This is a genomic window from uncultured Salinibacterium sp., assembly GCF_963974405.1.
Lineage (GTDB): Bacteria > Actinomycetota > Actinomycetes > Actinomycetales > Microbacteriaceae > Rhodoglobus.
The window spans coordinates 377,342-399,910 of sequence record NZ_CAXBBH010000002.1 but is presented as its reverse complement, the minus strand read 5'-3'; the positions used below and the strand labels follow the sequence as shown (position 1 = coordinate 399,910).

General features: G+C 60.9%; 23 protein-coding genes and 1 tRNA gene. 4 read left to right on the top strand and 20 right to left on the bottom strand.

Features of this window, described 5'->3' with window-relative positions; all coding sequences use genetic code 11:
• Positions 1-10 precede the first annotated feature (10 nt).
• From AACZ26_RS10295 to AACZ26_RS10280, 4 genes are read right to left on the bottom strand one after another with little or no spacing between them, the layout of a single operon-like run.
• On the bottom strand, positions 11-1,105 hold the full coding sequence (locus AACZ26_RS10295; RefSeq protein ID WP_339621289.1) for an ABC transporter ATP-binding protein: 1,095 nt from the start codon (positions 1,103-1,105) through the stop codon (positions 11-13).
• Positions 1,102-1,923, bottom strand: a complete 822-nt coding sequence (locus AACZ26_RS10290; RefSeq protein WP_339621286.1) for an ABC transporter permease subunit — start codon at positions 1,921-1,923, stop codon at positions 1,102-1,104. The genes AACZ26_RS10295 and AACZ26_RS10290 overlap by 4 nt, the downstream gene beginning before the upstream one ends.
• Positions 1,920-2,861 (bottom strand): ABC transporter permease, encoded by a 942-nt coding sequence (locus AACZ26_RS10285; RefSeq protein ID WP_339621284.1) that lies wholly within the window; start codon positions 2,859-2,861, stop codon positions 1,920-1,922. The genes AACZ26_RS10290 and AACZ26_RS10285 overlap by 4 nt, the downstream gene beginning before the upstream one ends.
• A gap of 36 nt (positions 2,862-2,897) precedes the next feature.
• On the bottom strand, positions 2,898-4,010 hold the full coding sequence (locus AACZ26_RS10280; RefSeq protein WP_339621282.1) for an ABC transporter substrate-binding protein: 1,113 nt from the start codon (positions 4,008-4,010) through the stop codon (positions 2,898-2,900).
• Between the two features lie 207 nt (positions 4,011-4,217).
• Here AACZ26_RS10280 and AACZ26_RS10275 point away from each other — a divergent pair, with 207 nt between their 5' ends.
• Complete coding sequence (locus tag AACZ26_RS10275; RefSeq protein ID WP_339621281.1) at positions 4,218-5,450, top strand: DNA glycosylase AlkZ-like family protein; 1,233 nt, start codon at positions 4,218-4,220, stop codon at positions 5,448-5,450.
• Between the two features lie 68 nt (positions 5,451-5,518).
• Here the strand turns inward: AACZ26_RS10275 and AACZ26_RS10270 are convergent, their stop codons facing one another.
• The 5 genes from AACZ26_RS10270 to AACZ26_RS10250 all read right to left on the bottom strand — a co-directional run bounded on the left by AACZ26_RS10270 (position 5,519) and on the right by AACZ26_RS10250 (position 10,883).
• Positions 5,519-6,403, bottom strand: a complete 885-nt coding sequence (locus AACZ26_RS10270; RefSeq protein ID WP_339621280.1) for a M48 family metallopeptidase — start codon at positions 6,401-6,403, stop codon at positions 5,519-5,521.
• 38 nt (positions 6,404-6,441) lie between these two features.
• The gene (locus tag AACZ26_RS10265; protein WP_339621279.1) at positions 6,442-7,008 is read right to left on the bottom strand and encodes a LemA family protein; all 567 of its coding nucleotides are present in this window, start codon (positions 7,006-7,008) and stop codon (positions 6,442-6,444) included.
• A 78-nt stretch (positions 7,009-7,086) separates the two neighbouring features.
• Positions 7,087-8,229: an FAD-dependent monooxygenase gene (locus AACZ26_RS10260; protein WP_339621278.1), complete on the bottom strand. Its 1,143-nt coding sequence runs from the start codon at positions 8,227-8,229 to the stop codon at positions 7,087-7,089.
• 63 nt (positions 8,230-8,292) lie between these two features.
• Positions 8,293-9,660, bottom strand: coding sequence for a D-arabinono-1,4-lactone oxidase (locus tag AACZ26_RS10255; protein WP_339621277.1), 1,368 nt, complete (start codon positions 9,658-9,660; stop codon positions 8,293-8,295).
• Positions 9,657-10,883: an amino acid deaminase/aldolase gene (locus AACZ26_RS10250; RefSeq protein WP_339621275.1), complete on the bottom strand. Its 1,227-nt coding sequence runs from the start codon at positions 10,881-10,883 to the stop codon at positions 9,657-9,659. Before AACZ26_RS10250 ends, AACZ26_RS10255 begins: the two co-directional genes overlap by 4 nt.
• A 193-nt stretch (positions 10,884-11,076) precedes the next feature.
• Here AACZ26_RS10250 and AACZ26_RS10245 point away from each other — a divergent pair, with 193 nt between their 5' ends.
• Complete coding sequence (locus AACZ26_RS10245; RefSeq protein ID WP_339621273.1) at positions 11,077-11,379, top strand: putative quinol monooxygenase; 303 nt, start codon at positions 11,077-11,079, stop codon at positions 11,377-11,379.
• Here the strand turns inward: AACZ26_RS10245 and AACZ26_RS10240 are convergent.
• Entirely contained in the window at positions 11,376-12,062 is a 687-nt protein-coding gene (locus AACZ26_RS10240) for an MIP/aquaporin family protein (protein WP_339621272.1), read from the bottom strand. The two genes, AACZ26_RS10245 and AACZ26_RS10240, sit on opposite strands and share 4 nt — an antisense overlap.
• A gap of 66 nt (positions 12,063-12,128) precedes the next feature.
• On the opposite strand from AACZ26_RS10240, the gene AACZ26_RS10235 reads away from it, so the two are divergent.
• Together AACZ26_RS10235 and AACZ26_RS10230 are read left to right on the top strand one after the other, a co-directional pair.
• Positions 12,129-13,073 carry a metalloregulator ArsR/SmtB family transcription factor gene (locus AACZ26_RS10235; protein WP_339621270.1) on the top strand — a complete coding sequence of 315 codons (945 nt, stop codon included), beginning with the start codon at positions 12,129-12,131 and terminating at the stop codon, positions 13,071-13,073.
• 62 nt (positions 13,074-13,135) lie between these two features.
• A complete protein-coding gene (locus tag AACZ26_RS10230) occupies positions 13,136-13,567 on the top strand; it encodes an arsenate reductase ArsC (RefSeq protein ID WP_339621269.1) in 432 nt (143 codons plus the stop codon).
• A 32-nt stretch (positions 13,568-13,599) separates the two neighbouring features.
• Here AACZ26_RS10230 and AACZ26_RS10225 read toward each other — a convergent pair whose 3' ends face one another.
• The 10 genes from AACZ26_RS10225 to hisS form a co-directional block, all read right to left on the bottom strand.
• On the bottom strand, positions 13,600-14,340 hold the full coding sequence (locus tag AACZ26_RS10225; protein WP_339621268.1) for a hypothetical protein: 741 nt from the start codon (positions 14,338-14,340) through the stop codon (positions 13,600-13,602).
• Between the two features lie 16 nt (positions 14,341-14,356).
• The gene (locus AACZ26_RS10220) at positions 14,357-14,542 is read right to left on the bottom strand and encodes a hypothetical protein (RefSeq protein WP_339621267.1); all 186 of its coding nucleotides are present in this window, start codon (positions 14,540-14,542) and stop codon (positions 14,357-14,359) included.
• Between the two features lie 236 nt (positions 14,543-14,778).
• Positions 14,779-14,852, bottom strand: a tRNA-Leu gene (locus AACZ26_RS10215).
• 35 nt (positions 14,853-14,887) lie between these two features.
• On the bottom strand, positions 14,888-16,204 hold the full coding sequence (locus AACZ26_RS10210; protein WP_339621265.1) for an NAD(P)/FAD-dependent oxidoreductase: 1,317 nt from the start codon (positions 16,202-16,204) through the stop codon (positions 14,888-14,890).
• 38 nt (positions 16,205-16,242) lie between these two features.
• A complete protein-coding gene (locus AACZ26_RS10205; RefSeq protein WP_339621264.1) occupies positions 16,243-17,493 on the bottom strand; it encodes a S8 family serine peptidase in 1,251 nt (416 codons plus the stop codon).
• Positions 17,490-18,074 (bottom strand): DUF501 domain-containing protein, encoded by a 585-nt coding sequence (locus tag AACZ26_RS10200; protein WP_339621263.1) that lies wholly within the window; start codon positions 18,072-18,074, stop codon positions 17,490-17,492. The genes AACZ26_RS10205 and AACZ26_RS10200 overlap by 4 nt, the downstream gene beginning before the upstream one ends.
• Entirely contained in the window at positions 18,071-18,577 is a 507-nt protein-coding gene (locus tag AACZ26_RS10195; RefSeq protein ID WP_339621262.1) for a septum formation initiator family protein, read from the bottom strand. Before AACZ26_RS10195 ends, AACZ26_RS10200 begins: the two co-directional genes overlap by 4 nt.
• Before the next feature lie 30 nt (positions 18,578-18,607).
• The gene (eno, locus tag AACZ26_RS10190) at positions 18,608-19,888 is read right to left on the bottom strand and encodes a phosphopyruvate hydratase (protein ID WP_339621261.1); all 1,281 of its coding nucleotides are present in this window, start codon (positions 19,886-19,888) and stop codon (positions 18,608-18,610) included.
• Positions 19,889-19,948: 60 nt separating this feature from the next.
• On the bottom strand, positions 19,949-20,905 hold the full coding sequence (locus AACZ26_RS10185) for a type II CAAX prenyl endopeptidase Rce1 family protein (RefSeq protein ID WP_339621260.1): 957 nt from the start codon (positions 20,903-20,905) through the stop codon (positions 19,949-19,951).
• A gap of 28 nt (positions 20,906-20,933) precedes the next feature.
• The gene (gene hisS / locus AACZ26_RS10180) at positions 20,934-22,223 is read right to left on the bottom strand and encodes a histidine--tRNA ligase (RefSeq protein ID WP_339621259.1); all 1,290 of its coding nucleotides are present in this window, start codon (positions 22,221-22,223) and stop codon (positions 20,934-20,936) included.
• Between the last annotated feature and the right edge of the window lie 346 nt (positions 22,224-22,569).

Sequence of the window (22,569 nt, the reverse complement as noted above, 5' to 3'; positions counted from 1 at the left end):
CCCGTGCTCGCTACATCGTCACCTTGGGCGGTAACGCACTCACCGGCGCTCCCTTGAGTCGCACCGTGACTGCTTCGCCGGGCAACGGATGCCGCTCCACCTCGTGCTGGATCGCCACGACGGTGCCGTCGTCGAGTCGCACCCGCGTGCGGCGCAGGGAGCCCAAGAAGCTCGACGAGATGACAACGCCGGCGATGCCGTCTGCGGAGAGGGCGATGTCCTCCGGGCGAACGAGCGCAATGACGGGGCCATCGGGCATCGGATCGCCGAGAAGGTTGAGGCTACAGCCGTGGAGGGTGACTTGGCCGTCAATGAGCTCGGCGGGCATCCGGTTGCTGAGGCCAACAAAGTCGGCAACGAATGCGTTGGCCGGCGTCGCGTAGAGCTCCTCTGGCGTGCCGATCTGCTCGATGCGGCCGTCGCGCATGACAGCAACTCGGTCGGCAACGGCGAGCGCTTCTTCCTGGTCGTGGGTCACAAACACTGTCGTGATGCCGAGTTCGGTCTGGAGACGACGGATCTCTTCGCGCAACTGCACGCGCACTTTGGCGTCGAGGGCGCTCAGGGGCTCGTCGAGCAGGAGAACACGCGGGCGAGTGACTAGTGCGCGGGCAAGAGCAACGCGCTGTTGCTGACCGCCCGAGAGCTGATGAGCGAAACGGTCGCGATGCTTCGTGAGGCCGACCATGTCCAAGGTTTCGAGAGCACGTTCGCGGCGCCGAGCGGTGGCAACCTTGCGCATCTTGAGACCGAACTCCACGTTCTCGAGCACCGTCATGTGCGGGAACAGCGAGTACGCCTGAAACACCATGCCGATGTCGCGCTTGTTCGTTGCAGTGTCTGCGACATCCCCACCATCAATGAGGATGCGACCGCTGTCGATGCTCTCAAGCCCTGAGATGCTGCGCAGTGCTGTGGTCTTGCCGCAGCCAGAAGGACCAAGCAGTGCGACGAGTTCGCCCGGTGCAACCTCGAGGTCGATGCTGTTGAGGGCGGTGTGCCCAGCGAACGCTTTCACGACAGCGCTGAGCTGGACGGTTGCCCCGCTGGGTTGCGCTGGACTGGCAGTAGAGGTGGGGCCCGTCAGACTAAACGTGGCGGTCATGATTTTCTCCTAGAGGGCGTAGCTGATCCGAGGCGGCCGATGATCAGCAGCAAGACGAAAGCGAGGGCAAGGGCAGCGAGCGCGAAGATCACAGCGACCCAGGGGTCAGATTGTGAAACCTGGAGCAGCGCGGTTTGCAGGTTGCGGCGGTTGAGCAGGCTTGCAATGGTGAACTCGCCCAGCACGACCGCGATAGAGATGAAGGATGCCGCAAGCACTCCCCTGCGCAGGTTGGGCAGCAGCACTTGCCAGAGCACGGTCATCCAGCCGGCGCCGAGCGTGCTTGCTGCCTCGCTGAGGGTCTTCACGGGGATCGCATCGAGGTTGCCCTGGATGGCGCGGTAGGCATACGGCAGCACAGTGATGCCGTAGGCGAAAGCGAGAGTCCAGGTCGAGCCGCCGAGCACTTGCACGACCACCGAGTAGACGGGGGCGAGGCCGACGACAAGCACAATCGCGGGCACCGTGATGGGGATGATGCAAATGAACTCGAGAGTGCGCTTGAGGCGCGGGAATTGCATGTGCACGAGCACCATCGTCGGCAGCAGCAGCACGAGCACGATGCCGACGGTGACGGCGGCAAGAACGAGTGAGTTTCCGATCGCCTGGTAGAGACCACGGTAGGTTCGAGCGCTGTCTTCACTGAAGAGGCCCGCCCAGTGGCTTGTCGTGTAGTCGCCCGCGAGTCCATTGCGGAAAGTGAACTCGATCATCGCGATCACGGGGATCAGGAAGATTGCCCCGATGATGCCCAGGATGAGGCGGCGAACAAGCGGGCTCGGTTCGGCTCCGATGCGCACCGCTTGGTTCGCGCTCACTTTTGCCACCGCGAGGTGCGAGCCTGCAGCACAGAGTACGCCCACATGACGACAACCATGACGACGATCATCCCGAGCGCAAGTGCACCCGCCATGTTTTCGCGGCCCAACACGGTCTCGCTGACGAGCGTAGAACGAATTTGGAGGGGAACGATTTGAGAGCCCTGACTGATGAGCGCGGCCGCCGTTGCGAACGACGAGAAGGCGTTGGCAAAGAGCAGCAGCAACGACCCGAGGAAGGCCGGAGCCAGCACAGGAGCCGCGATGTGGCGCCAGTAGGCGAAGCGGGTTCCCCCGAGAGTTGCGCTGGCCTCGGCCCATTGCGGGCGCAGCGCCGTCAGGGCGGGCAAGAAAGTGATCACCATAAGGGGTACCTGAAAGTAGACGTAGGGAAGGATGAGGCCGGGCACCTGATAGAGCCACACGCCATCCGCAAAAATGTCGATCCCGAAGCTGTCACGCAGGATGACCGTGATGAGCCCCTGCACACCGATCGTCGCGATGAAGGCAAAGGCAAGCATCACACCGCCGAACTGGGCAAGCACGCTCGCCGCCGACTCGATGATGGTGCGCAGCAGCCCACCGACCTTGGTGCCGAGCATCGCATAGCAAATGAGGGCACCAACGACGGCACCGATCACAGCGGTGATTCCCGAGAGCCAAAACGAGCTGCCAAAAGTGGCGAGGATGGTCGGGGTGAACAGCCCCGTGATGTTCTCGAACGTCAGCGAACCGTCGTCAGAGAAGAAGCCCGTGACGACGGCAAGCACCGTCGGCAGGGCGAGGAAGATGAGAACGTAGACCGCAAACGGCGTTAGCCCCGCATAAGCGAGGCGACGGCGCCGATTCGACGGCTTGGCCAAAGCCACCCGAGGATGGTGCCGAGCGGTGAGCTCGACACCATCCTGTTCGGGCGCTGGCGCGGTGGCTAGCGACACGATGTATTCAGCTGAAGGTGCGTGAGGGAACCAGCGTTAGCTGATTGCCGCAGCCCACTTCTCGGCCAAGATGCCAGCGTTCTTCTCAGCCTGCTCGGGGGTCGGGGTGACAAGTTCACCCTCGAGAGCGCCGAGAGCATCCAGCGCTGCGGAGTCAACGGTTCCGGCATCCTGCAGGGCCTGAATCGTGACGGGGTACGCGCCACCCACGATGAAGAGGTTTTGTGCTTCAGGGCTGTAGAGGAATTCTTGCCAGAGGCGAGCAGCGGCCGGGTGCGGGGCATCCTTGTTGATGGCCTGGTTGTAGAAGCTCGTGTAGACGGCGCCGGGAAGAGTCGTGACTTTCCAGCCATCAACCGTTGCTGCGGCAGCAAGGTTGTTGTAGCTCCAGTCGAAGGCAACCTTAGTCTCGCCGGCAGCAATGGTTGCTCCCGTGACATTGACCGGGATGAAGTTGCCTGCGTCGTTGAGCTTCTCAAAGAACTCGATGCCTGGCGTGAAGTCATCGAGCGTTCCACCGCTGTGAACCGTAGCGAGACCAAGAGCAGCAAACGCGGCTCCTGCCTGCGTGGGGTCACCGTTCAACGCAACAGCGCCGCGGTATTCGGGCTTGAGCAAGTCATCGAGGCTCGTGGGCTCGGGAACCGAGTTGGAGTCATAACCGATCGACATACTGCCGGTGTAGTCGTTGACCCAGAGGCCAGTCGCTTCCTTGTTGCCGTCAGGAATTTCATCCCAGTTGGCCACCATGTAGGGAGCGAAGTAGTCGAGGCTGTCGAGCGCCACAGCGGTACCGAGGTCAAAGACGTCGGGAGCGGTGTCTTGGCCCTTGAGGTTGTCCGCAGCGGCGATTTCTTCGGCGCTGGAAACATCGGGGTCAGCCGAGTTGACGACGATGTCGTACTTCTCTTCGAAAAGTGCCTTGATCTCGCCGTAGTTTGCCCAGTTGTCGGGCAGCGCGATGACGTTCAATTCGCCCTCAGCCTGCGCGGCTGCAATAAGAGCGTCCATGCCGCCGAAGTCTTCAACGGTGGTTGCGGTCGATGCGTCAACATCGCCAGCAGCTGCCCCAGTGGTGCTGCAACCGCTGAGTGAGATCGCCGACGCTGCAACAAGTGCAACAGCGGCGAGGGTGCGCTTAGTGAACAAGACTTCCTCCAACGACCGTCGCGGCCGCCCGCGCTGTGAGCGGGCAGAGGGTACCGAAACGATCCGTTAGTTGACGGTACGGAACCGGATGCCTCGGCTACTGTCATCCCGGTAAACAAACGATGAACGACGCAAACACACTTGCTCGGGCAAGGCTGCTCGTTGCGAGAGTGAATGGATGTCGCCGCCGCTCGGTAGAGTCGAGGCGTGGTCGATTCCCTCTCTGCAGCGCAAGCGCGCCGAGTACTGCTCGCTGCGCAAGGCTTCGGGCGCGGCACCGCGAGTGCAGCTAGCCCCGCGGCAACGCGACAGCTGAACCTGCTGTTTGACCGCATCCGGCTGTTGCAACTCGACTCCGTCAATGTCTTCGAACGCAGCCATTACCAGCCCGTCTTTGCGCGCCTTGGCCACTACGACAAGGCCGCGCTGGATGCGCTAACGTTCCGCACACCGACACCGCGCAATCCCGGCCGTTATGTCGAATACTGGGCGCACGAAGCTGCCCTCATTCCGCTCGAATCCTGGCCGCTGTGGCGCTGGAAAATGAACTCGCTGCGCGAACGCGACGCCGAGCGCTACGAATGGGTGCGCAACAACCAGCCCATGCTGCAGTGGCTGCGCGACGAGCTGGCCACCACCGGCCCCGTCACCGCCCGCGAAATCGAGCACGACGCCAACCGCCGCACCGGGCCGTGGTGGGGGTGGTCCGACGTGAAGCAAGGGCTCGAAATGCTGTTCCGCTGGGGCGACGTCGTCACCGCCGGACGCACCCGCTTCGAACGCACCTACGCGCTCACCGAGCACGTCATTCCCACCGAACTTCGCGAACAAGAAGTCACCCGCGCCGACGCGCACCGCGCTCTGGTCGCGGAGTCAGCACGGGCGCTCGGAGTTGGCACGGCATCCGACCTCGCCGACTACTTTCGGCTGAAGAACGTCGACGTTCGCCCCGCTATCGCCGAACTTGTGGATGCCGGCGAGCTCGTTCCCGTGACCGTGCGCGGCTGGAACCAGCCCGCCTGGCGCCACCGCGATGCACGCATCCCCCGTCGCATCGAACACGTCGCGCTGCTCTCGCCCTTCGACCCGGTGGTCTGGGATCGCAAACGCGCCGAACGCATGTTTGGCTTCCACTACCGGATCGAAATTTACACCCCCGAACCCCAGCGCCAGTTCGGCTACTACTCGCTGCCCGTGCTCGTGGATGACGCCCTCGTCGGCCGCATTGACCTCAAAACAGATCGCCAAGCAGGTGTGCTGCGCGTGCAATCCGCCTGGCACGAAGAAGGACTCGACGAGCTGGCCAGCAGCACCGGCGCTCTCGCCGAACGCATCGTTCCGACTCTGCGCGAGATCGCGCACTGGCAAGGCATGAGCGAGATCAGCATCACCGGGCGCGGCACGCTCTCCCCCGCAATCGAGACAGAACTACAGCGCTAGTCGCTAGCCACTGAACGGCACCAGCTACAGAACCGCACCGCTGCGAGATCCAGAATCGGCTGGGTCGACTAGAAGCCGCCGCCAATCTTGCTCAGTCGAGCAACGCGGTCAGCGAGCGGAGGGTGAGTGCTGAACAGGCGATCCATGATGCCCGGCTTCGTCGGATCCGAAATCCACATGTGTGCCATTGTCGAGTTCTGCTTCTTCATCGGCCGGCTGTAATCCGACAGCTTCTGCAAAGCGCTTGCCAGAGCATCCGGATGACGCGTCGTGAGCGCCCCCGTAGCATCCGCAAGATACTCACGCTGGCGAGAAATCGATGCCTGCACCGCGGCAGCAACCAGCGGCGAAATGACGAGCGCCGCCAAACCCACCACGATCATGATCGGGTTCGAGTTGTTGTTGTTGCCTCGACCACCAAACAGCGTGAAGCGCAAGGCAATGTCCGAGATGAAACCGACGGCGACCACAAGGCCGAACACGATCATCGATACCCGAATGTCGTAGTTCTGCACGTGACCCATCTCATGAGCCATCACACCCTCAAGCTCGGCATCGTCAAGCAAGTCAAGGATGCCGGTCGTTGCCGCAACCGCAGCATGCTCGGGATCGCGGCCCGTCGCGAACGCGTTCGGTGCAGGATCGTTGACGATGTAGACCTTCGGCATCGGCGTACCCGTCGTAATCGACAGGTTCTCGACGATGCGGTACAAGCGAGGGTTGTCGGCTTTCTGAATCTCCACCGCGCCACTCATCGACAACGCCTGCTTCGACGCCGCGTAGTACTGAATCACCGTAAAAGCACCAGCACCAATGATCGTGCCGATAGTGACCGTCAGCGGGTCGCCACCCATCAAAAAGCTCAGCGCAAAGCCAAGAAACCCAATGAGGATGACAAACAGAATGATGATCAGAACGGTGTTGCGCTTGTTTTTCGCTATGGCGCGATACATCTAAACTTCCTGGTCACGCAAGTGAGGGAGAAAACGAATTAGAACTGAACGCGGGGAGGTTCAGCGATCGAGGCTGCATCGGCAACCTCAAAGAAGTCACGCTCGGTGAAGCCAAGGTTGCGAGCGAACAGCGTGTTCGGGAAGACCTTGATCTTGGTGTTGAGCTCGCGTACACCACCGTTGTAGAAGCGACGGCTGGCCTGAATCTTGTCTTCCGTGTCAACAAGTTCACCCTGAAGCTGGAGGAAGTTCTGGCTAGCCTGCAGCTGCGGGTATGCCTCAGCGACAGCAAAGATGCTCTTGAGCGCAGACTGCATGTGATTCTCAGCCTCGGCCGCATCAACAGGACCCTGAGCATTCAACGTCTCGGCGCGAGCCTTAGTGACAGCCTCGAAGACGCCCTTCTCGTGAGCCGCGTAGCCCTTGACCGCCTCAATAATGTTCGGCAGCAGGTCAGCACGACGCTTGAGCTGAACGGTGATGTCGCTCCACGCCTCATCAACGCGAACGTTGAGAGTCACCAGAGAGTTATACGTCGTCCAGAGGTAGATACCAACGATGACGACGAGCAGAACGATGACGCCAAGTACGATCAGCAATTCCATGCCATCACTATAGAGCGTTCTGCTGTGCCTCCACCGAGAAAAATGGTGCCAGTTGACCCCCAAACACGGGCGGAATGCCTATTTGCTCGGCTTCGTTCCCGTGATCCTCGTCGAGACAAAGGGGCCGAAGAATCGCGAAGACAACAGCGCGAGGGCCGCGCGGCGAACCCACAACTGAACCGCGGTCTGCGGAAGAAAGCCATTGGCGGCACGACGCCCAGCGGCCTGCTTCTCGAGGACCACCGGCATCCACTCGTCCTCATACTCAGCGAAGGCAGCGCTCAGTTCAACACCACTCGAAATCTTTTCGACGAGCAGCACTCCCCCGGCAATCGCTAGTGAGGCACCCTGCCCCGCAAGCAGCGACACCGCTTGACAGGCGTCTCCGGCGAAGACAACCCGGCCTCGGCTCCACACCGGCAGCTCCACTTGCGCGACCTGGTCGTAATACACGTGCTCAGTGTCAGGACACTTCTCGATAGCCTCATCGATGTCGTCGCCCATGTCCCGGTAAGCGTCACGAATGGCCTGCTGGGGGTCGGCAGGAAGGACCGTATCGGCGACCCGGTGCGCAGCGAACAGAGCCACCTTGCCGTTGCGCAGACCGTAAAGCCCGACCATGCGATCCCGCTCATCGCTCGACACTAGAGCGTCGCCCAATTTCGCGTGCAGCCGTGGAGAGTCGAACGTGTACGCGCACGTGTGCATGCCCAGCTGCCGGTCGAACGCCGCCGAATCGCCAAACACATCATGCCGCACAGCAGAATGGATTCCGTCGGCCGCCACCACAATGTCCGCCGAAATTCGTGTGCCGTCCGCCAACACCGCAGTGACATAATCGGTGCGATCCTCGACTGACACGACAGCACTACCGAAACGCGCATCGACACTGTCGGGAAGCACATCGAAGAGCACTTGCTCAAGATCCTGACGCATCAGGCTCATGAGCTTGCCGCTTTCGTTGGCTGCCACCACCGAATAGTCGACCGCTTGACTTCGGCCATTGGGCCGCACAAACCGCGCCTCGCTGATCGGATAATGCACTTCGCGCAACCGCTCGAGGATGCCGATTTTCTCGGCGGCGTCATAGCCGGGCCCGAAAAAATCAATCATGTACCCCTGAGTGCGACGCTCAGGCGCCGCCTCCAGAAGCGTGACATCCCACCCGCGCTCTGCCAATTGGCCGGCGACGGTCAGCCCCGCAATTCCTGCTCCACACACAATGGCTTTGATAATCGCGCCCTCTCGCTACATGGTTCTTAGCCTGACTTCGGCCCCAGGCAGCTACTGCCCCAAAACTTGGCGCAGATAATCGTTCGCAAAAACGCGACCAGGATCAAGACGGTCGCGTACCGCTACGAACTCATTGAAACCCGGATAAGCCCCCGCGAGTGAATCGGCATGCCGGTTATGCAACTTTCCCCAGTGGGGGCGACCACCATGATCCATCAAGATCGCCTCCACCTCCCGAAAATATTCGGCAGGATCTTCGCGCCAATACCGGTGCACCGCGACATATCCGGTGGCCCGCCCCGACGCGGTCGACAGCAGCAATGAGTCCGCAGCCGCCGAACGCACCTCGATCGGGAACGAAATTCTCCACCCTCGGTCAGCAATCAATTGCTGTATGGCGCGTACGGCATCCGTCACCGCTTCGAGGGGGAGGGCATATTCCATTTCGCGAAAACGCACCGTGCGATCGGTGACAAAGACACTGCTCGAGACATCGGTAAATTCGCGATTGCCCGACAGTTTTACGGCGAGACGGTTCACGGGCGGGATGATCGCGGGCGCCCGGTTGCCCGCGGCGCAAATAGCACGGTAGACGCCATTGGCCATGAACTCATCATCGAACCAGCGGGAAAATCTAGTGAGCGGATGCCGCGGCGCATCGCCCGGCAACCGAGTGTTGCTCTTGGTCAGCGCCGTCGTCGTGTGCGGCCACAGGTAAAACTCAAAATGGTCGGTTTCGGCAGTTCGCTGCAGCCACTCAGCGAGCACGGTCTCCGCGGGTTCTGGGCGCTCCACCGCATGCAACAGGAACGTCGGCACGCACTCGAGCGTCACCTCAACAAGGATGCCGAGCGCGCCGAGACTGAGGGCCGCCGCCGCGAGCAATTCAGGGTTCTCGGTCGCAGTGATGCGCAGCACCTCACCCGCCGCCGTCACGAGTGTCACCGCCCGCACTTGAGTAGCGATGCCGCCGAAGCGGGCACCCGTGCCGTGAGTACCGGTAGAGATCGCACCGGCAATGGTCTGGCGATCGATGTCGCCCATGTTCGTCAAGGCAAGCCCGAGGGGTTCAAGAAGGGCGGGGAGCTCATAGAGGTTCGTTCCGGCGCCGAGCGTCACCCGAGTTCCATCAACCGCCACGATGCCCGAAAGCGCCCCCACATCAACGTGCAGGCCCTCGGTTGCCGCAATCGAGCTGAAGCTGTGGCCGGCACCCCAGGCCTTCACGGTCAGCCCGTTCTCGCGTGCGAAGTTCACCGCCGCCACGACCTCGTCGACGCTCTCCGGACGAGCCGCAAATTCGGGTCGAGAACGCTCGGATCGCCCCCAATTGCGCCACTCGGCACCGGGACGTACGGATGCCGGAACAGGGTTCAACGCGTGGGCCTCAGCCGGCGGCATCCGCTCGGGGACTGTCATAGGAACGCTTTGCCTTCGCCACGATAGGTCGGCACGGTGTCGATGATGCGGCCCTCAGCGACCACCGCGAACTCGGTGAGATGCTCAGAAAGCTCCCCCGCTTTCGTGTGCCGGAACCACACACGGTCGCCAACCTCAAGGTGTTCAGCCGCGGGGCCCGTGAGCGGTGACTGCACTTCGCCTGCACCCTCGCGCGGCAGAAACTTCAAGCCTTCGGGCCACGCGGGCTGGGGCATCCGATCGGGGCTGGGATCGCCGGATGCGATCCACCCGCCACCGTGCATCGTCGCGATCTGAGAGGAGAACTTTCGGCCAACCGCGAGGGCGAATGCGGCAGCCGGCGCCGGAGTGAAATGGCTGTATTGGTCGAACAGGTGCGGCCCGAACAGGCCACTGCCTGCTGCGATCTCGGTAACGGAGCTGTCGTCAGCGGTGGATTCGAGCGAGCCGGTTCCGCCGCCGTTGACGAACTCGAGTTCGGCAATCTCGCGCACAGACGCCACGATTTCTCCTCGACGTTCACGCAACTCTTTCGCCGATGCCGCTTGGACGACATCGAGCAGCCTGCCGAAGACTGGTTTGCCCGGCGGCCGGTTGCCGACCCCGGCTATCTGCGCCTCGTAGGCCATAACGCCGACGAGAGTAAAGCCGGCGCGGTCCCCCACTGTGCTCGCCAAAGCGCGCGCTTGAGCCGCCGAACGCACTGGAGAGCGGTGGGCGCCTACGTGGCCCAGCAGAGGTGATTGGAACGACGCATCAATATCGATGCAAACCCGGATCGTTTCGCGATGTTGTGGCGAGAGCACCGAGTCAATGAAATCGAGGTGCTCAACCGAGTCGATCATGAGCGTGACACGTTCGGCGAGCGCCGGACTGGTGCCAAGCGCCGCAATCGCCGCACGATCCACCGAGGGGTAGCCGACGACCACATCGTCAATCGTCTCAGCCAACCACAGCGCCTCTGACAGGGTGTACGCCAGAACGCCCCGAAAGTCATCAAGCTCAAGCACGGCATCCATGACCGCACGAACCCGAATAGACTTGCTCGCCACCCGAATGGGCACCCCGGATGCACGGCGCACCATATCGGCAGCATTGTGCGAGAGCGCCTCCAGCGAGATCACCCCGTAGGGAGCATCGAGAGCATCCGTGGCATCGGCGAGGCCCTGCCAGTATTCATCGGGCGTGTGCCAGGGCGTTGCGGGGGTGCTGAGCAGCTTCACGGATTCCTTCGGGGCGCGGCATTGAATGATGAAGGCACGGCGCAACCGGGGGTGGCGCCAGCGCCGCGATTGCTCAACTTTCCCAGAAGCGCGCCTGCAGCACAACGGGTCGCATCGACTGGTGACGCCCACCGGCAGCTCACCGAGGAGATTGACGCTTGACCCACCCCCGGCGGTGCAGTTGAGTTGAACAATGACTTTCGCAAATGTAGGCACCCTCGGTGTTCAACCCGGCCACCGCGATGAGGTTGTCGCCATCCTTACGCGCCGCAGCACAGACCTCGATAGCGCCGGATGCCTCAGCTATGAGGTCGGCGTGAGCGACGAGCATCCCGACACTGTGTTCGTCTCCGAACTCTGGGAATCGGCCGAAGCTCACCAGCTTTCGCTTCAGCTCGCGAGTGTGCAGGCTGCGATCAAAGAAGCGATGCCCCTCCTGAGCGGCGAGATGGGCGGCAACCGCTTTGAGGTTGTCGGGTCGCCGCTGCGCGACTAGGCGATCCGCTGCTCAGCGAAGAGCCAGCGCACGAGGCCGAAGCCGATTGCTGCGCCAAGCAGTTGCGCCGCGATGAAGCCGGGGGCCGATCCCGGGGCGATTCCAGCGAACGTGTCGCTGAACGTCCGGCCGATCGTGATGGCCGGATTCGCAAAGCTCGTTGAGCTCGTGAAGAAATAGGCGCCGCCGATATAAGCGCCCACCGCGATCGGTGCCAGATTCGCACGCCCGGTGCGTACGAGAGCGAAGATCACGACGATGAGTCCGGCGGTTGCGACGACCTCGCTGAGAAAATGGCTCGGCGTCAGGCGCACAGTGCTGCTGAATGTGACAGCGGCCTGCCCGAACATGAGGTTCGCGAGAATCGCGCCGGCGATGCATCCGACAATCTGCGTGGGAATGTAGATAGCGGTGTCGCGCCACGACCGCAGCCCGGTGAGCGAATCGACAATCGAGACAACCGGATTGAAGTGCGCCCCGCTGACCGTCATAAACACGAGGATGAGCACGCCGAGCCCGAACGCGGTGGCGAGAGCATTCTCGAGCAGTTGTAACCCCACGTCACCCGGTGAGAGTTGTTGCGCCGCGATGCCGGAGCCGATCACGACGGCGCAAAGTCCCGCGCTGCCCACAAATTCTGCGGTGAGGCGGCGGGCGAGGGTGAAAGTGCGGGGTGCGGTCATGGCGCGATCATACCCAAACATTGATAACTGTCTATGAATTAGCCGGCGACGAATAGACTGCTGACTATGCCAGCGAGCGAGTCACCCACCTCCGAACGCGCTGTGGCCGAACGTATCGCCCACAGCATGCGCGCAATCGCCGACCCTACGCGCGTTCAGATTCTGCGCCTGCTCATGGATGCCCCCGAAGGCCGCCGCGGTGTCACCGACCTCGCCGCACGCCTCGGCCTGACCCAGCCGACCGTGAGCCATCACGTGCGCATCATGGCCACCGATGGAATTCTGCAGAGCGCTCAAGAAGGACGCCAGGTCTGGTACTCGCTCGTGCCGTCGCGCCTCGCCGACGTCTTTGACTTTGTGCAGCGCTCCCCCGCGGCTGCCGCCGCGACCGTTGATTCCGCCGTCCTTGAGCGCATCACCGACGATCTCGCCGTGCGCTTCACCGGTGTTTTCTCACGAGAGACCGTTGCCGAGTACGTGGCCAGCAGCTACGACCTCTTGCGCCAGGGGGCGCCGCGCGACCGCCATTTGTCGTCTCACACGTCACGTTTCGCCGCCGATCGACTTGGCGCATTACCCGAGGCGGATCCCGCCACCCCCGCAGCGCCGACCGATGTGCTTTTCGTGTGCGTGCAGAATGCGGGCCGCTCGCAGCTCGCTGCCGCCATCCTGCGCTCCCTCGCCGGAGACCGGGTGCGGGTCTTGACCGCTGGCTCCCAACCGAGCGAGTCGATCAACCCCAAGATTGTGGCCGCCCTCGACGAAATTGGCGTTTCGGTCGATGGCGAATATCCCAAGCCGCTAACCGATGAGGTCGTGCGCGGCGCGGATGTCGTGGTCACGATGGGCTGCGGCGACGCGTGCCCGATTTACCCCGGCCGTCGTTACCTCGATTGGGAACTCCCCGACCCCGCCGGTATGGCAATGGATGGCGTGCGAGCCGTGCGCGATGACATCGACGCCCGGGTGCGGGAGCTGCTGCGCTCGCTGCCGCCGGTGAACACTGAGTGAACTAATCGCGGGGCGCCTCGCACCTCTCGCGCAACGCATAGACATTCATCTATGCTTTAGTCATGACTACCGAAACCGCTGCCCCCGCCGAGGCCCGCAAGCCTGTCGTGCTTTTCGTCTGCATCCACAACGCTGGCCGATCTCAAATGGCAGCCGGCTATATGACGGCGCTCTCGGATGGCGCGGTCGAGGTGCGCTCGGGCGGTTCTGAGCCCGGCACCGAAATCAACCCCATCGCAATTCAGGCGATGGCTGAAGAAGGCATCGATATCTCCCAGGCGGTCCCGCAGTTGATGACGACCGATCAGGTGCAGGCCTCGGACGTTGTCATCACGATGGGCTGCGGCGACGTCTGCCCCATCTTCCCCGGCAAACGCTATGAGGACTGGGAACTCGTCGACCCCAAAGGCAAGGGCATCGACGAGGTGCGCCCCATTCGCGATGACATCAAGGCGCGCATCCAGAACCTGCTGACAGAAATTCTTCCCGCCTAATGCGCACAAGGCCTGAGACCTTGCCTGCGATTTCAATACCGAGTTAAGCGATCGACCCGAGGAAGTGCAGCGGGCGTAGGCGCACGAACCTTGTACCCCAATCGCTCCAAGGCCCGCGCCGCTGCGGCAGGATCATCGGAGACAGCAGCGCTAACTTGAATTGACCGAAATTCAGACCGCCCATTTTGGATCGCGTCGAGAGCATCTGCACTGCGGTCGATTCCGAATTCTTGAATCATCATCTCGAACACGTCCTCAATAGACGGCCGAAACCGATGCCCGCCTTGCGGGATATGCAGCGTCGAAATCCGAGGTATTTTTCCAGCACCCGACGCCCGGGCACGCGCCTTTCCTCGTCCCGAACTAGCCTTCATCAGCGCAAAAACGAGCTCGTCTCGATGAGCATGGACGTTTATGTGGGAGACAGGCACCGTGTTTCCCGCATTACGCACGTAATCAAAATGGAGGATTGGCTCATTTACATCTTCAATTCTGATGATGAACGATGACCCCTCGACAGCGAAGAAATGTTGATCAGGATGCCAACCACATTTATACGAGACCACCATTCGAAAGACGATATCGCCATCGACTTTTAATGCAATCCCAAGAGCGTCAGCCTGGTTTATGGTGATGTGTTGATTCGTAGCACCGGCCGGGCCAACATTGACCGCGAACTCTACTGATTCGCCCAAGACCGTTGAACAAGTATCAACTAAACGCTCCGTAAACGCCGTGACTTCAGCTTTGAGGTCCCGATCGGATTTCGTCACTGCGCTGCGAAATCTTCTAACTAACCTTTTCCAAGTAATCCAGATCCTCAAGCTCTCGAAGAGTTGACTGTTCGCTAGGTGCGAGCATGTAGCGTTCGTCTCGAACTCGCAACTCGTCCAAGCTGAGGTTTGCACGATCGAGAAGCTCAGCGCGCCGTTTTGCGATTGAATCAGCCGACATGTAATTGATTACAACAGACATCTCAGGACCTCCTGCTCATATACAAAGATAGTTTCACACACAACTGACATTGCGGAGCAGCGTGGACATGATGTCTGGCGGCAACCAGTCGAATGCTGGACATGTTATCGGATGACGACCCAGCGGCATTTCTAAAACGGCCAATCGCGATTTCACCGAAACCTGCTGGCTCTCGTCGCAAGGCGGACGCTCAATCCTGGTCCAACTCCCGGCTGATAATCAGCGATGAGACGAAGTGCCCCGACAGGGACTCGAACCCTGACTGTGATGATTTTAAGTCATCTGCCTCTGCCAATTGGGCTATCGGGGCACGCCCCACGCTTGCGCGTGGAGCATGCGATCACACTACTTGGGGCGTGATGCGAACTCTTCGAATGCGCGACGCGGTTCTACGCGTGCTTCGATCGAGATGGTGTCGCGACCCCAGAAGAAGTTGATGATCCAGTTGCCGAAGACGCGAGCCTTGCGCTCGAACATTGGCATCGCCATGCCGTGGTAACCACGGTGCATGAACCAGGCCGGGAAACCCTTGATCGCGATCTTGCCGGACTGGAAGACACCGTGGTACAGACCGAGACCGGCAACAGCACCCTGGTTCTTGTGGAAGTAGTCCTTGGTCTCTTCGCCACGAAGCGCCGCCACAATGTTCTTGGCCATGAGCTTGGCCTGGCGAACAGCATGCTGAGCGTTCGGAACGCAGAAACCGCCAACGCCACCACCGGTGAGGTCAGGAACAGCACACACGTCGCCGGCGCCCCACGCATCCGCGACGACACCGTCATCGTTGATGACACGGAGATCAGCCTGAACACGGATACGTCCACGCTCTTCGATGGGAAGGTCGGTGCTGCGAACAACAGGGTTCGCCATCACACCAGCGGTCCACACGATTGTGTCGGACTCGAAGCTTTCGCCGGTCGACAACTCAACCACGCCACCGACAGCTGACTTCAGCTGGGTGTCGAGGTGAATCTGTGCGCCACGGTCGGCAAGGTTCTTGATGACCCACTTGCTTGTCTCCAGCGAAACCTCGGGCATGATGCGACCCATTGCTTCGATGAGGTGGAAGTGGGTGTCTTCGAACTTGAGGTTCGGGTAGAGCCCCAGAAGCGACGAGGCAAGGCTGCGCATTTCACCGAAGGCTTCGATGCCGGCAAAGCCACCACCGACGACCACGAACGTCAGCAGACGGTCGCGCTCGGGCCCAGCAGGCAAAGTGGCTGCCTTGTCGAAGTTGGTGAGGAGACGGTCACGAACAGCAACAGCCTCTTCGATGGTCTTCATACCAATTGCTTCATCGGCAACCCCAGGAATCGGGAAGGTGCGCGATACAGCACCTGCGGTGACGACAACGAGGTCGTAATCCATCTCCCACGAGTCACCGACTTCGGGCTGAATCGTTGCCGTCTTCGCCGCGTGGTTGATTCCGGTGACCTTCGCCGTGATGACCTTGGTGGTCTTCAAGTGGCGACGGTGAGGAACAACCGCGTGGCGGGGCTCAATAGAGCCCGCAGCGACCTCAGGCAAGAAAGGCTGGTACGTCATGTAGGGAAGCGGGTCAACCATGGTGACCTCAGCTTCGCCGCGGCGCAACCACTTTTCGAGCTTGCGAGCAGTGTAAAAACCGGCGTAACCGCCGCCGACAATCAAGATTTTTGGCACGAGTCAGAGTCTCCTAAAAGGGAAGTTCGCCACCAAACTTACTCTGTCTCGCGCATACTCCTAAACCGACGGAAAGCCAGAACCCCAGAACCGGCCAAAATGACCAAAAAAAGTCCATAAATAGCAAGTGGTACACCCACATTGCGAAGCATGCTCACTGTCGGCAGCAGCGTTCCGAGAGGACTCGTCGGGCCAGCAATCGTCGTCGCATCGTCCTCATCATCAGGAACTGGCGAGGGGCTAAACGTCGGCACAGGCACTGGCGTTGACTCCGCGCGACGGTAGATCGTGATCCAGTCCGCGAGGCTCCCCATCGGGTTCTCATCGACGAGAGACACGTTCGCGTTGACGGCATCCTCAGCATCGATCAAACCGAAACCGTAAATCGCGTCGGGTCCGGGAGCGCCAGTATCGTGCGCCGTCGTCACGATGCGATTGATGACGTTGGCGGCATCCAGTTCCGGATGCGCGGCACGCACGAGAGCGACAATTCCCGCCACAATCGGGGTTGCTCCACTAGTACCGTTCCACAGCACATGCGAGCCACCAGGGGCGACGCCTACGAGGTCTTCACTCGGGGCAGCAACACCAATCGTGATGCCCTGCGTCGACGCATTGAAACTTGCAACACCATTCACATCGACACCAGCGACCGTCAAAACGCCCGGCATCGTTGCAGGAGCCCCAACCGAGGTCGTTCCGCTGCCGCGGTTTCCGGCCGCAGCCACCACCACCACGTCGTTATCCATGGCGTAGAGAAAAGCGCTGTCCCAACTCACCGGCCAGTCCAACGTTTCGCGAGTCAGCGAAAGGTTAATGACATCGGCGCCCTGATCGACCGCATAGCGAACGGCTTGAGCGATCTGATCATCCGAACTAATCGGGCCGCCCGTGAAGCCAATCGAGATGGCCAAAATGTTTGCTGCCGGAGCCGCACCGATGACACCAGCACCCGTGCCGGTGCCGCGACCAGCAGCAAGCGAAGCAACAAGAGTGCCGTGGGCTGGGTTCTCGTCGCCGACAGGCTTCTGCCCATTCGGTGAGCCTTGACCCGAAAAGTCGGTGCCACCCGTGACAGCGCCGACGAGTTCCTTCACCGTGCCATCAACCCCGGTATCGATAACCGCGATCGTGACGCCGGCACCCTTCGTGGTCTTCCACGCGGCCTCGATGCCGTACTCCTGGAGCCAATACTCCTGATCGCGCACGGCATCCGCATGTGCGGGTGTCGCGACCAACACAGATGCCAGACTCGCCATCAAGACGACGCCAGCAGCCCAGCGCTTCATTTGCCGGACTCCGCCGACTCGGCCACCGCAACACCCTGATCAGCGGCACCCTGCTCAGGCTCACCCTGCTCAACGGCATCCGAATAATCGGGGCACTGGCACACAGTGGGGCTCCACGAGGCACGCTCAAGCGCGATGTCCCCAATCGGGTTTACCCCGGGGCCCGCTGCAAGCGAATGCCCGACAAGAGCATGCAGGCACTTCACCCGCGTCGGCATGCCACCAGCCGAGACACCAGCAAGCTCAGGAACAACCTCGACGCCATCGCGGTCGGCGATGTAGGCATCGTGAGCGGCCTGATACTGCTCACCGATGTCGCCCTCGAGCAGCGCGGCGAGTTCAGGCATGTGGCCTTCCGCTTCGAGCGTCGACACGGATGCCGTAGCCGCTGGATGGCACAGGTAATAGATAGTGGGAAACGGCGTTCCATCGCTCAAGCGCGGCTTCGTCGACACGACAGTCGGAGCGCCGCACACGCAGCGCGCCGCAATGCCAATCACGTCGCGAGCGGGGCGACCCAGTTGAAGCGACACAATGCGCACATCTTCATCGCTGACGGTGTCAAACGGTGGGGTGGTCATTGCTGAGGTCCTTCAATTACGGGGGCGGTGAGCTCGTCAGGGGCATCTTCCGTGAGACCAGCAGTGTAGATGGACGACACGAGAGTGTGTACCCAATCAATCTGGGTGGTTTGGATGCTCGCACTCACCGGTACACCATCGCTGGTCGTAACATCGGCGGCCTCGCCCGTGACTAAATAGCTCACTTCGCCCGGGTACACGTAGTAGAGGCGGTCGCGAGCTTGAGATTCGATGTAGGCCGGATCATCCCAACGAGCAACATTCTCATTGAGCTGGTCAACCGACTCTTGAGCCTCATCCACTTGCTGTTGCAATTGCGCAATGGTCTGCTGTTGATCAATCAGAATCCGCAGGTTGGGAGCAAGCACGATGACGGCGAGTATGAGCAAACCAAGCATGAGCACGGTGAAGCCCGAGAAGCGGATCGTGCGCAGCCAATGATCTGGCGCGCTCTCCTCGGGCAGCGACACCGCTACCTTTTTTGCTCGTACTCGCCTAGCCATGCGTTCGATGCTAGACGACGCGAGTGAACGCTAGCCGTTGAACCGCGGGAAGGCGGAACGGCCGGCGTAAACTGCTGCATCGCCGAGCTCTTCTTCAATGCGCAGCAGCTGGTTGTACTTTGCTACGCGCTCGGAGCGAGCAGGTGCACCAGTCTTGATTTGGCCGGTGTTGAGCGCTACTGCGAGGTCAGCGATCGTGGTGTCTTCGGTCTCACCTGAACGGTGCGACATGACAGCCGTGTAACCGCTGCGCTGAGCGAGCGAGACAGCGTCGAGGGTCTCGGTGAGCGAACCGATCTGGTTCACCTTGACGAGGATCGAGTTAGCTGTGCCTGCATCGATGCCCTTGGCAAGACGTTTCGGGTTGGTGACGAAGAGGTCGTCTCCCACAATCTGCGTCTTCGAGCCGATTTCGGAGGTGAGCTGAGCCCAGCCCTCCCAATCATCTTCGTCGAGCGGGTCTTCGATCGAGACGAGCGGGTACGCAGCGACGAGCTCGGCGTAGTACGCGCTCATGTCGCCAGCGGACTTCGAAACGCCTTCGAAGGTGTAAGAACCATCTTTGTAGAACTCGGTTGCAGCAACATCGAGTCCAACCGCGATGTCCTTGCCTGGCGTGAAGCCAGCCTTCTCGATTGCTTCCATGAGGAGGTCGAGCGCTGCACGGTTGCTGGAGAGGTCGGGAGCGAAGCCACCCTCGTCGCCGAGGCCGGTGCTGAGGCCCTTGCTCTTGAGCAGTCCCTTGAGCACGTGGTAAGTCTCAACGCCCCAACGGAGGCCTTCGCTGAAGGTCTCTGCGCCGTGCGGGAGAATCATGAATTCTTGGATGTCGACATTGCTGTCGGCGTGCGATCCACCGTTAATGACATTCATCATCGGCACGGGGAGCACGTGAGCGTTGGGGCCGCCGAGGTAACGGAACAGGGGAAGGTCTGCCGAATCAGCAGCGGCCTTCGCGACAGCAAGCGAAACACCGAGGATAGCGTTCGCACCCAGGTTCTTCTTGTTCTCAGAACCATCGACAGCGATCAACTCAGCGTCGACAAGACGCTGGTCGGAGGCGTCGAGGCCTTCAATTGCGGGGCCGAGGTCGTCGATAACCGCGTCAACGGCCTTCTGAACGCCCTTGCCGAGGTAACGGTCCTTGTCGCCATCACGAAGCTCGTAGGCCTCAAATGCGCCGGTGGATGCTCCCGAAGGAACTGCCGCGCGAGAAACGACGCCATCATCGAGCAAAACCTCAACCTCAACCGTGGGGTTTCCCCGGGAGTCAAGAATTTCGCGGGCGCCAACTGCTTCGATCAAAGCCACAGGGGGTCTCCTTAAAGAAAGTTTGTTTGGACTGACAGTGGTGGATGTCCGTGTGAAAGCCTACTCCGCGCCAGCGACAGGCGCTGACTCCGTTCGAGTAGTCGCGAGCTGCGGCTGCGCGGCACGGAACTGCCCGGTGGCCAACAGAACAATGACGAGAACGAGCGGCACGAGCCATCCGGTCCAGCCCAAGATAGTGGCCTGCACGGGGTCGAACGATTCGCCCACCATCACAAAGATGAGAGAGAACCCAGCCGCCGCATTGAAGGCACCGTGCGCCAACGCAGCCGGCCACACCGAGGCAGAACGGATGCGCAGCCACGAGAACACTGCGCCAATCACGATTGTCATGCCCACCATCGCGCTCAGCGCGAGCCACCCGGGAGTGCCGGGATAGTTGTACCCGAGCAGAATGAGCGGTGCATGCCACAGCCCCCAAATGACTCCCGAAATGAGGAGCGCCGGAACGATGCCGAGGGGCAGCAATTGAGGCAACAACCAGCCGCGCCAACCGAGTTCTTCTCCGAGCGCCGGAATCGTATTGATCACCGCACCAATCGCAACGTTCACAAACTGTGCGGCCACAAGCAGCCCAATCGGAACGGGCAGAGGAGCTTGACCGAGCGCCTGCAACTGGCTGTCGAGCATCGCCTCAAAACCAGAGAAGTTCACGAAATCAGCCGGATAAACACCGACGACCGCACCGACGCCGAGCGCCGCCAGAATCAGTGCAGGCGGAACGACCATCGCTAACGCCAAATAGCGAATGAAACGGCCGACCGGACGCACCGAACCGAGGCCGAGCGCGAGCCGTCGGGAGCGAGCATCCGGATGCTTCTCCACAAAGAACACGACCACGAGCGCCGCGATCGCCGGCGTGAACATCATCATCAGACTGAACACGATGAAGAACGGATTTTGTAAACCGCCCGACAACCACAGCGGGAGCGCGAACAGCCACGAGAGGCCGAAACTGAGAGCAAGAAAGACCAGAATCGGAATTGCTTTGACGTTCACGAATTCTCCCTCGAAGGTTGAATACCGCCTAGCCAGTCAGCGGCTTGAATTCGAGACTATCAACGCTCGTGCTATCGGCGCGGACCGTCGCAAAACTCGTGAAACCGGCATCCCGGAGCTGATCGAGAAGTTGCGGCAACTTTTTCGGTCGGGCCTCGAGCCGAACCCGCTTGCCGTCACGAATAAGCGCTGCCTGAAGACGCACGAGAACGGCTGCGTCGACATCGGCGTCATAAATCAGGGCGAGCTGATCGTCGTCGTGAGCGGCACCCACTTTGACCAAATCAACCAAACGTTCAAAGCCAAGCGAGAACCCGACCGCAGGAACATCGCTGCCCAAGAATCGGCCAATCATTCCGTCGTAACGGCCACCGCCACCGAGGGAATACCCGAGCGAGGGATGCGCGACCTCGAAGATCGCTCCCGTGTAGTACCCCATTCCCCGCACCAACCACGGGTCAAACTCGATAAGTGAACCGGAGTCGCCGCGACCGGCTTCAACCGCGTGACCAATTGCCGCAAGTTCGAGGATGACGTCTTCAGTGACGCCAGCAGGCAGGGCAGCACGGATCGCATCCGCGCTGAATCGAGGAGTGGATTCGGGGGCGGGGCGGGTCAAGAATTCGGCGAGCGCCGCTACGGGCTCGTCGGGGAAGGCTCGTTCGCGCAGTTCTGCGATGACACCGTCAGAACCGAGCTTGTCGAGTTTGTCGACAGTGATGAGCACCGCTTCATGCTCTTTAGCCGGAAAACCGAGAATGCTGAGCGAGCTCGTGAGCAGTCGACGATCGTTGACTCTGATCGTGCACCCCTGCACCCCGAGGGCATCAAGGGTTGCGGCAGTGGCGGTGATAAGTTCAATCTCAGCGCTGGGACCTGCCTCCCCCATGATGTCAATATCGCACTGCACAAATTGGCGGTAGCGACCTTTCTGCGGGCGTTCCGCGCGCCACACTGGCGCCATCTGAATCGAGCGGAACACCTTCGGAAGCTCAGCGCGGTGCGTGGCATAGAACCGGGCGAGCGGAACGGTGAGGTCGAACCGCATCCCTAAGTCAGCGAGCTCAAGAGCATCGGATGCCGTCTGCAGCTTTTCTGGCGTGAGGCCACGTTTCATCACAGCGAAAGCGAGCTTCTCGTTGTCACCGCCCAGGCCGGCATGCAGGCGTGAACTGTCTTCCATAACGGGGGTTTCGATCTCGTCGAAACCGTGAGCTCGATAGCTCGCCCTAATAACACCGAGTACACGCTCACGCTGAGCTTTTTCGTTCGGAAGAAAATCCCGCATTCCGCGGGGAGGGTTTACCGTTGACGCCATTTCTTTATTCTCTCGCACCGACGCGAGTTTCGTTGCGTGCGTGCACCTCTAGTACACGGAACGTGAGCCTAGTCAGGGATTTATCAGCAAGATACGCAATGATTTTGCCAATACGGGTTGGCTCGCACGAGGGGTCGCGTCGCGTGGCGTCTGCGTTCCCTGAGAATTAATTCAACTATCGTTTGCGTATGAATGAGACAGGAGTTATGATTTCTCCTTGTGCCGTAAACCTATTGGCGGCACCACTACTACTTGAAACCCCCTCACCAGGGCTTCTCTAACGCTGGATCGGTAGGTCGGGTAATCCCACCGATCCTTCAGCGCGTGATGCCATTTCTGTAGACGA

Excerpts from the sequence above, each read along its gene's own strand:
- AACZ26_RS10255 (WP_339621277.1), bottom strand. The coding sequence starts at position 9,660 with ATGACAGTCCCCGAGCGGATGCCGCCGGCTGAGGCCCACGCGTTGAAC.
- AACZ26_RS10220 (WP_339621267.1), bottom strand. The coding sequence starts at position 14,542 with ATGTCTGTTGTAATCAATTACATGTCGGCTGATTCAATCGCAAAACGG.
- AACZ26_RS10230 (WP_339621269.1), top strand. The coding sequence starts at position 13,136 with ATGACTACCGAAACCGCTGCCCCCGCCGAGGCCCGCAAGCCTGTCGTG.
- AACZ26_RS10295 (WP_339621289.1), bottom strand. The coding sequence starts at position 1,105 with ATGACCGCCACGTTTAGTCTGACGGGCCCCACCTCTACTGCCAGTCCA.
- AACZ26_RS10240 (WP_339621272.1), bottom strand. The coding sequence starts at position 12,062 with ATGACCGCACCCCGCACTTTCACCCTCGCCCGCCGCCTCACCGCAGAA.
- AACZ26_RS10195 (WP_339621262.1), bottom strand. The coding sequence starts at position 18,577 with ATGGCTAGGCGAGTACGAGCAAAAAAGGTAGCGGTGTCGCTGCCCGAG.
- AACZ26_RS10235 (WP_339621270.1), top strand. The coding sequence starts at position 12,129 with ATGCCAGCGAGCGAGTCACCCACCTCCGAACGCGCTGTGGCCGAACGT.
- AACZ26_RS10270 (WP_339621280.1), bottom strand. The coding sequence starts at position 6,403 with ATGTATCGCGCCATAGCGAAAAACAAGCGCAACACCGTTCTGATCATC.
- AACZ26_RS10245 (WP_339621273.1), top strand. The coding sequence starts at position 11,077 with ATGACTTTCGCAAATGTAGGCACCCTCGGTGTTCAACCCGGCCACCGC.
- hisS (WP_339621259.1), bottom strand. The coding sequence starts at position 22,223 with ATGGCGTCAACGGTAAACCCTCCCCGCGGAATGCGGGATTTTCTTCCG.
- AACZ26_RS10200 (WP_339621263.1), bottom strand. The coding sequence starts at position 18,074 with ATGACCACCCCACCGTTTGACACCGTCAGCGATGAAGATGTGCGCATT.
- AACZ26_RS10205 (WP_339621264.1), bottom strand. The coding sequence starts at position 17,493 with ATGAAGCGCTGGGCTGCTGGCGTCGTCTTGATGGCGAGTCTGGCATCT.
- AACZ26_RS10265 (WP_339621279.1), bottom strand. The coding sequence starts at position 7,008 with ATGGAATTGCTGATCGTACTTGGCGTCATCGTTCTGCTCGTCGTCATC.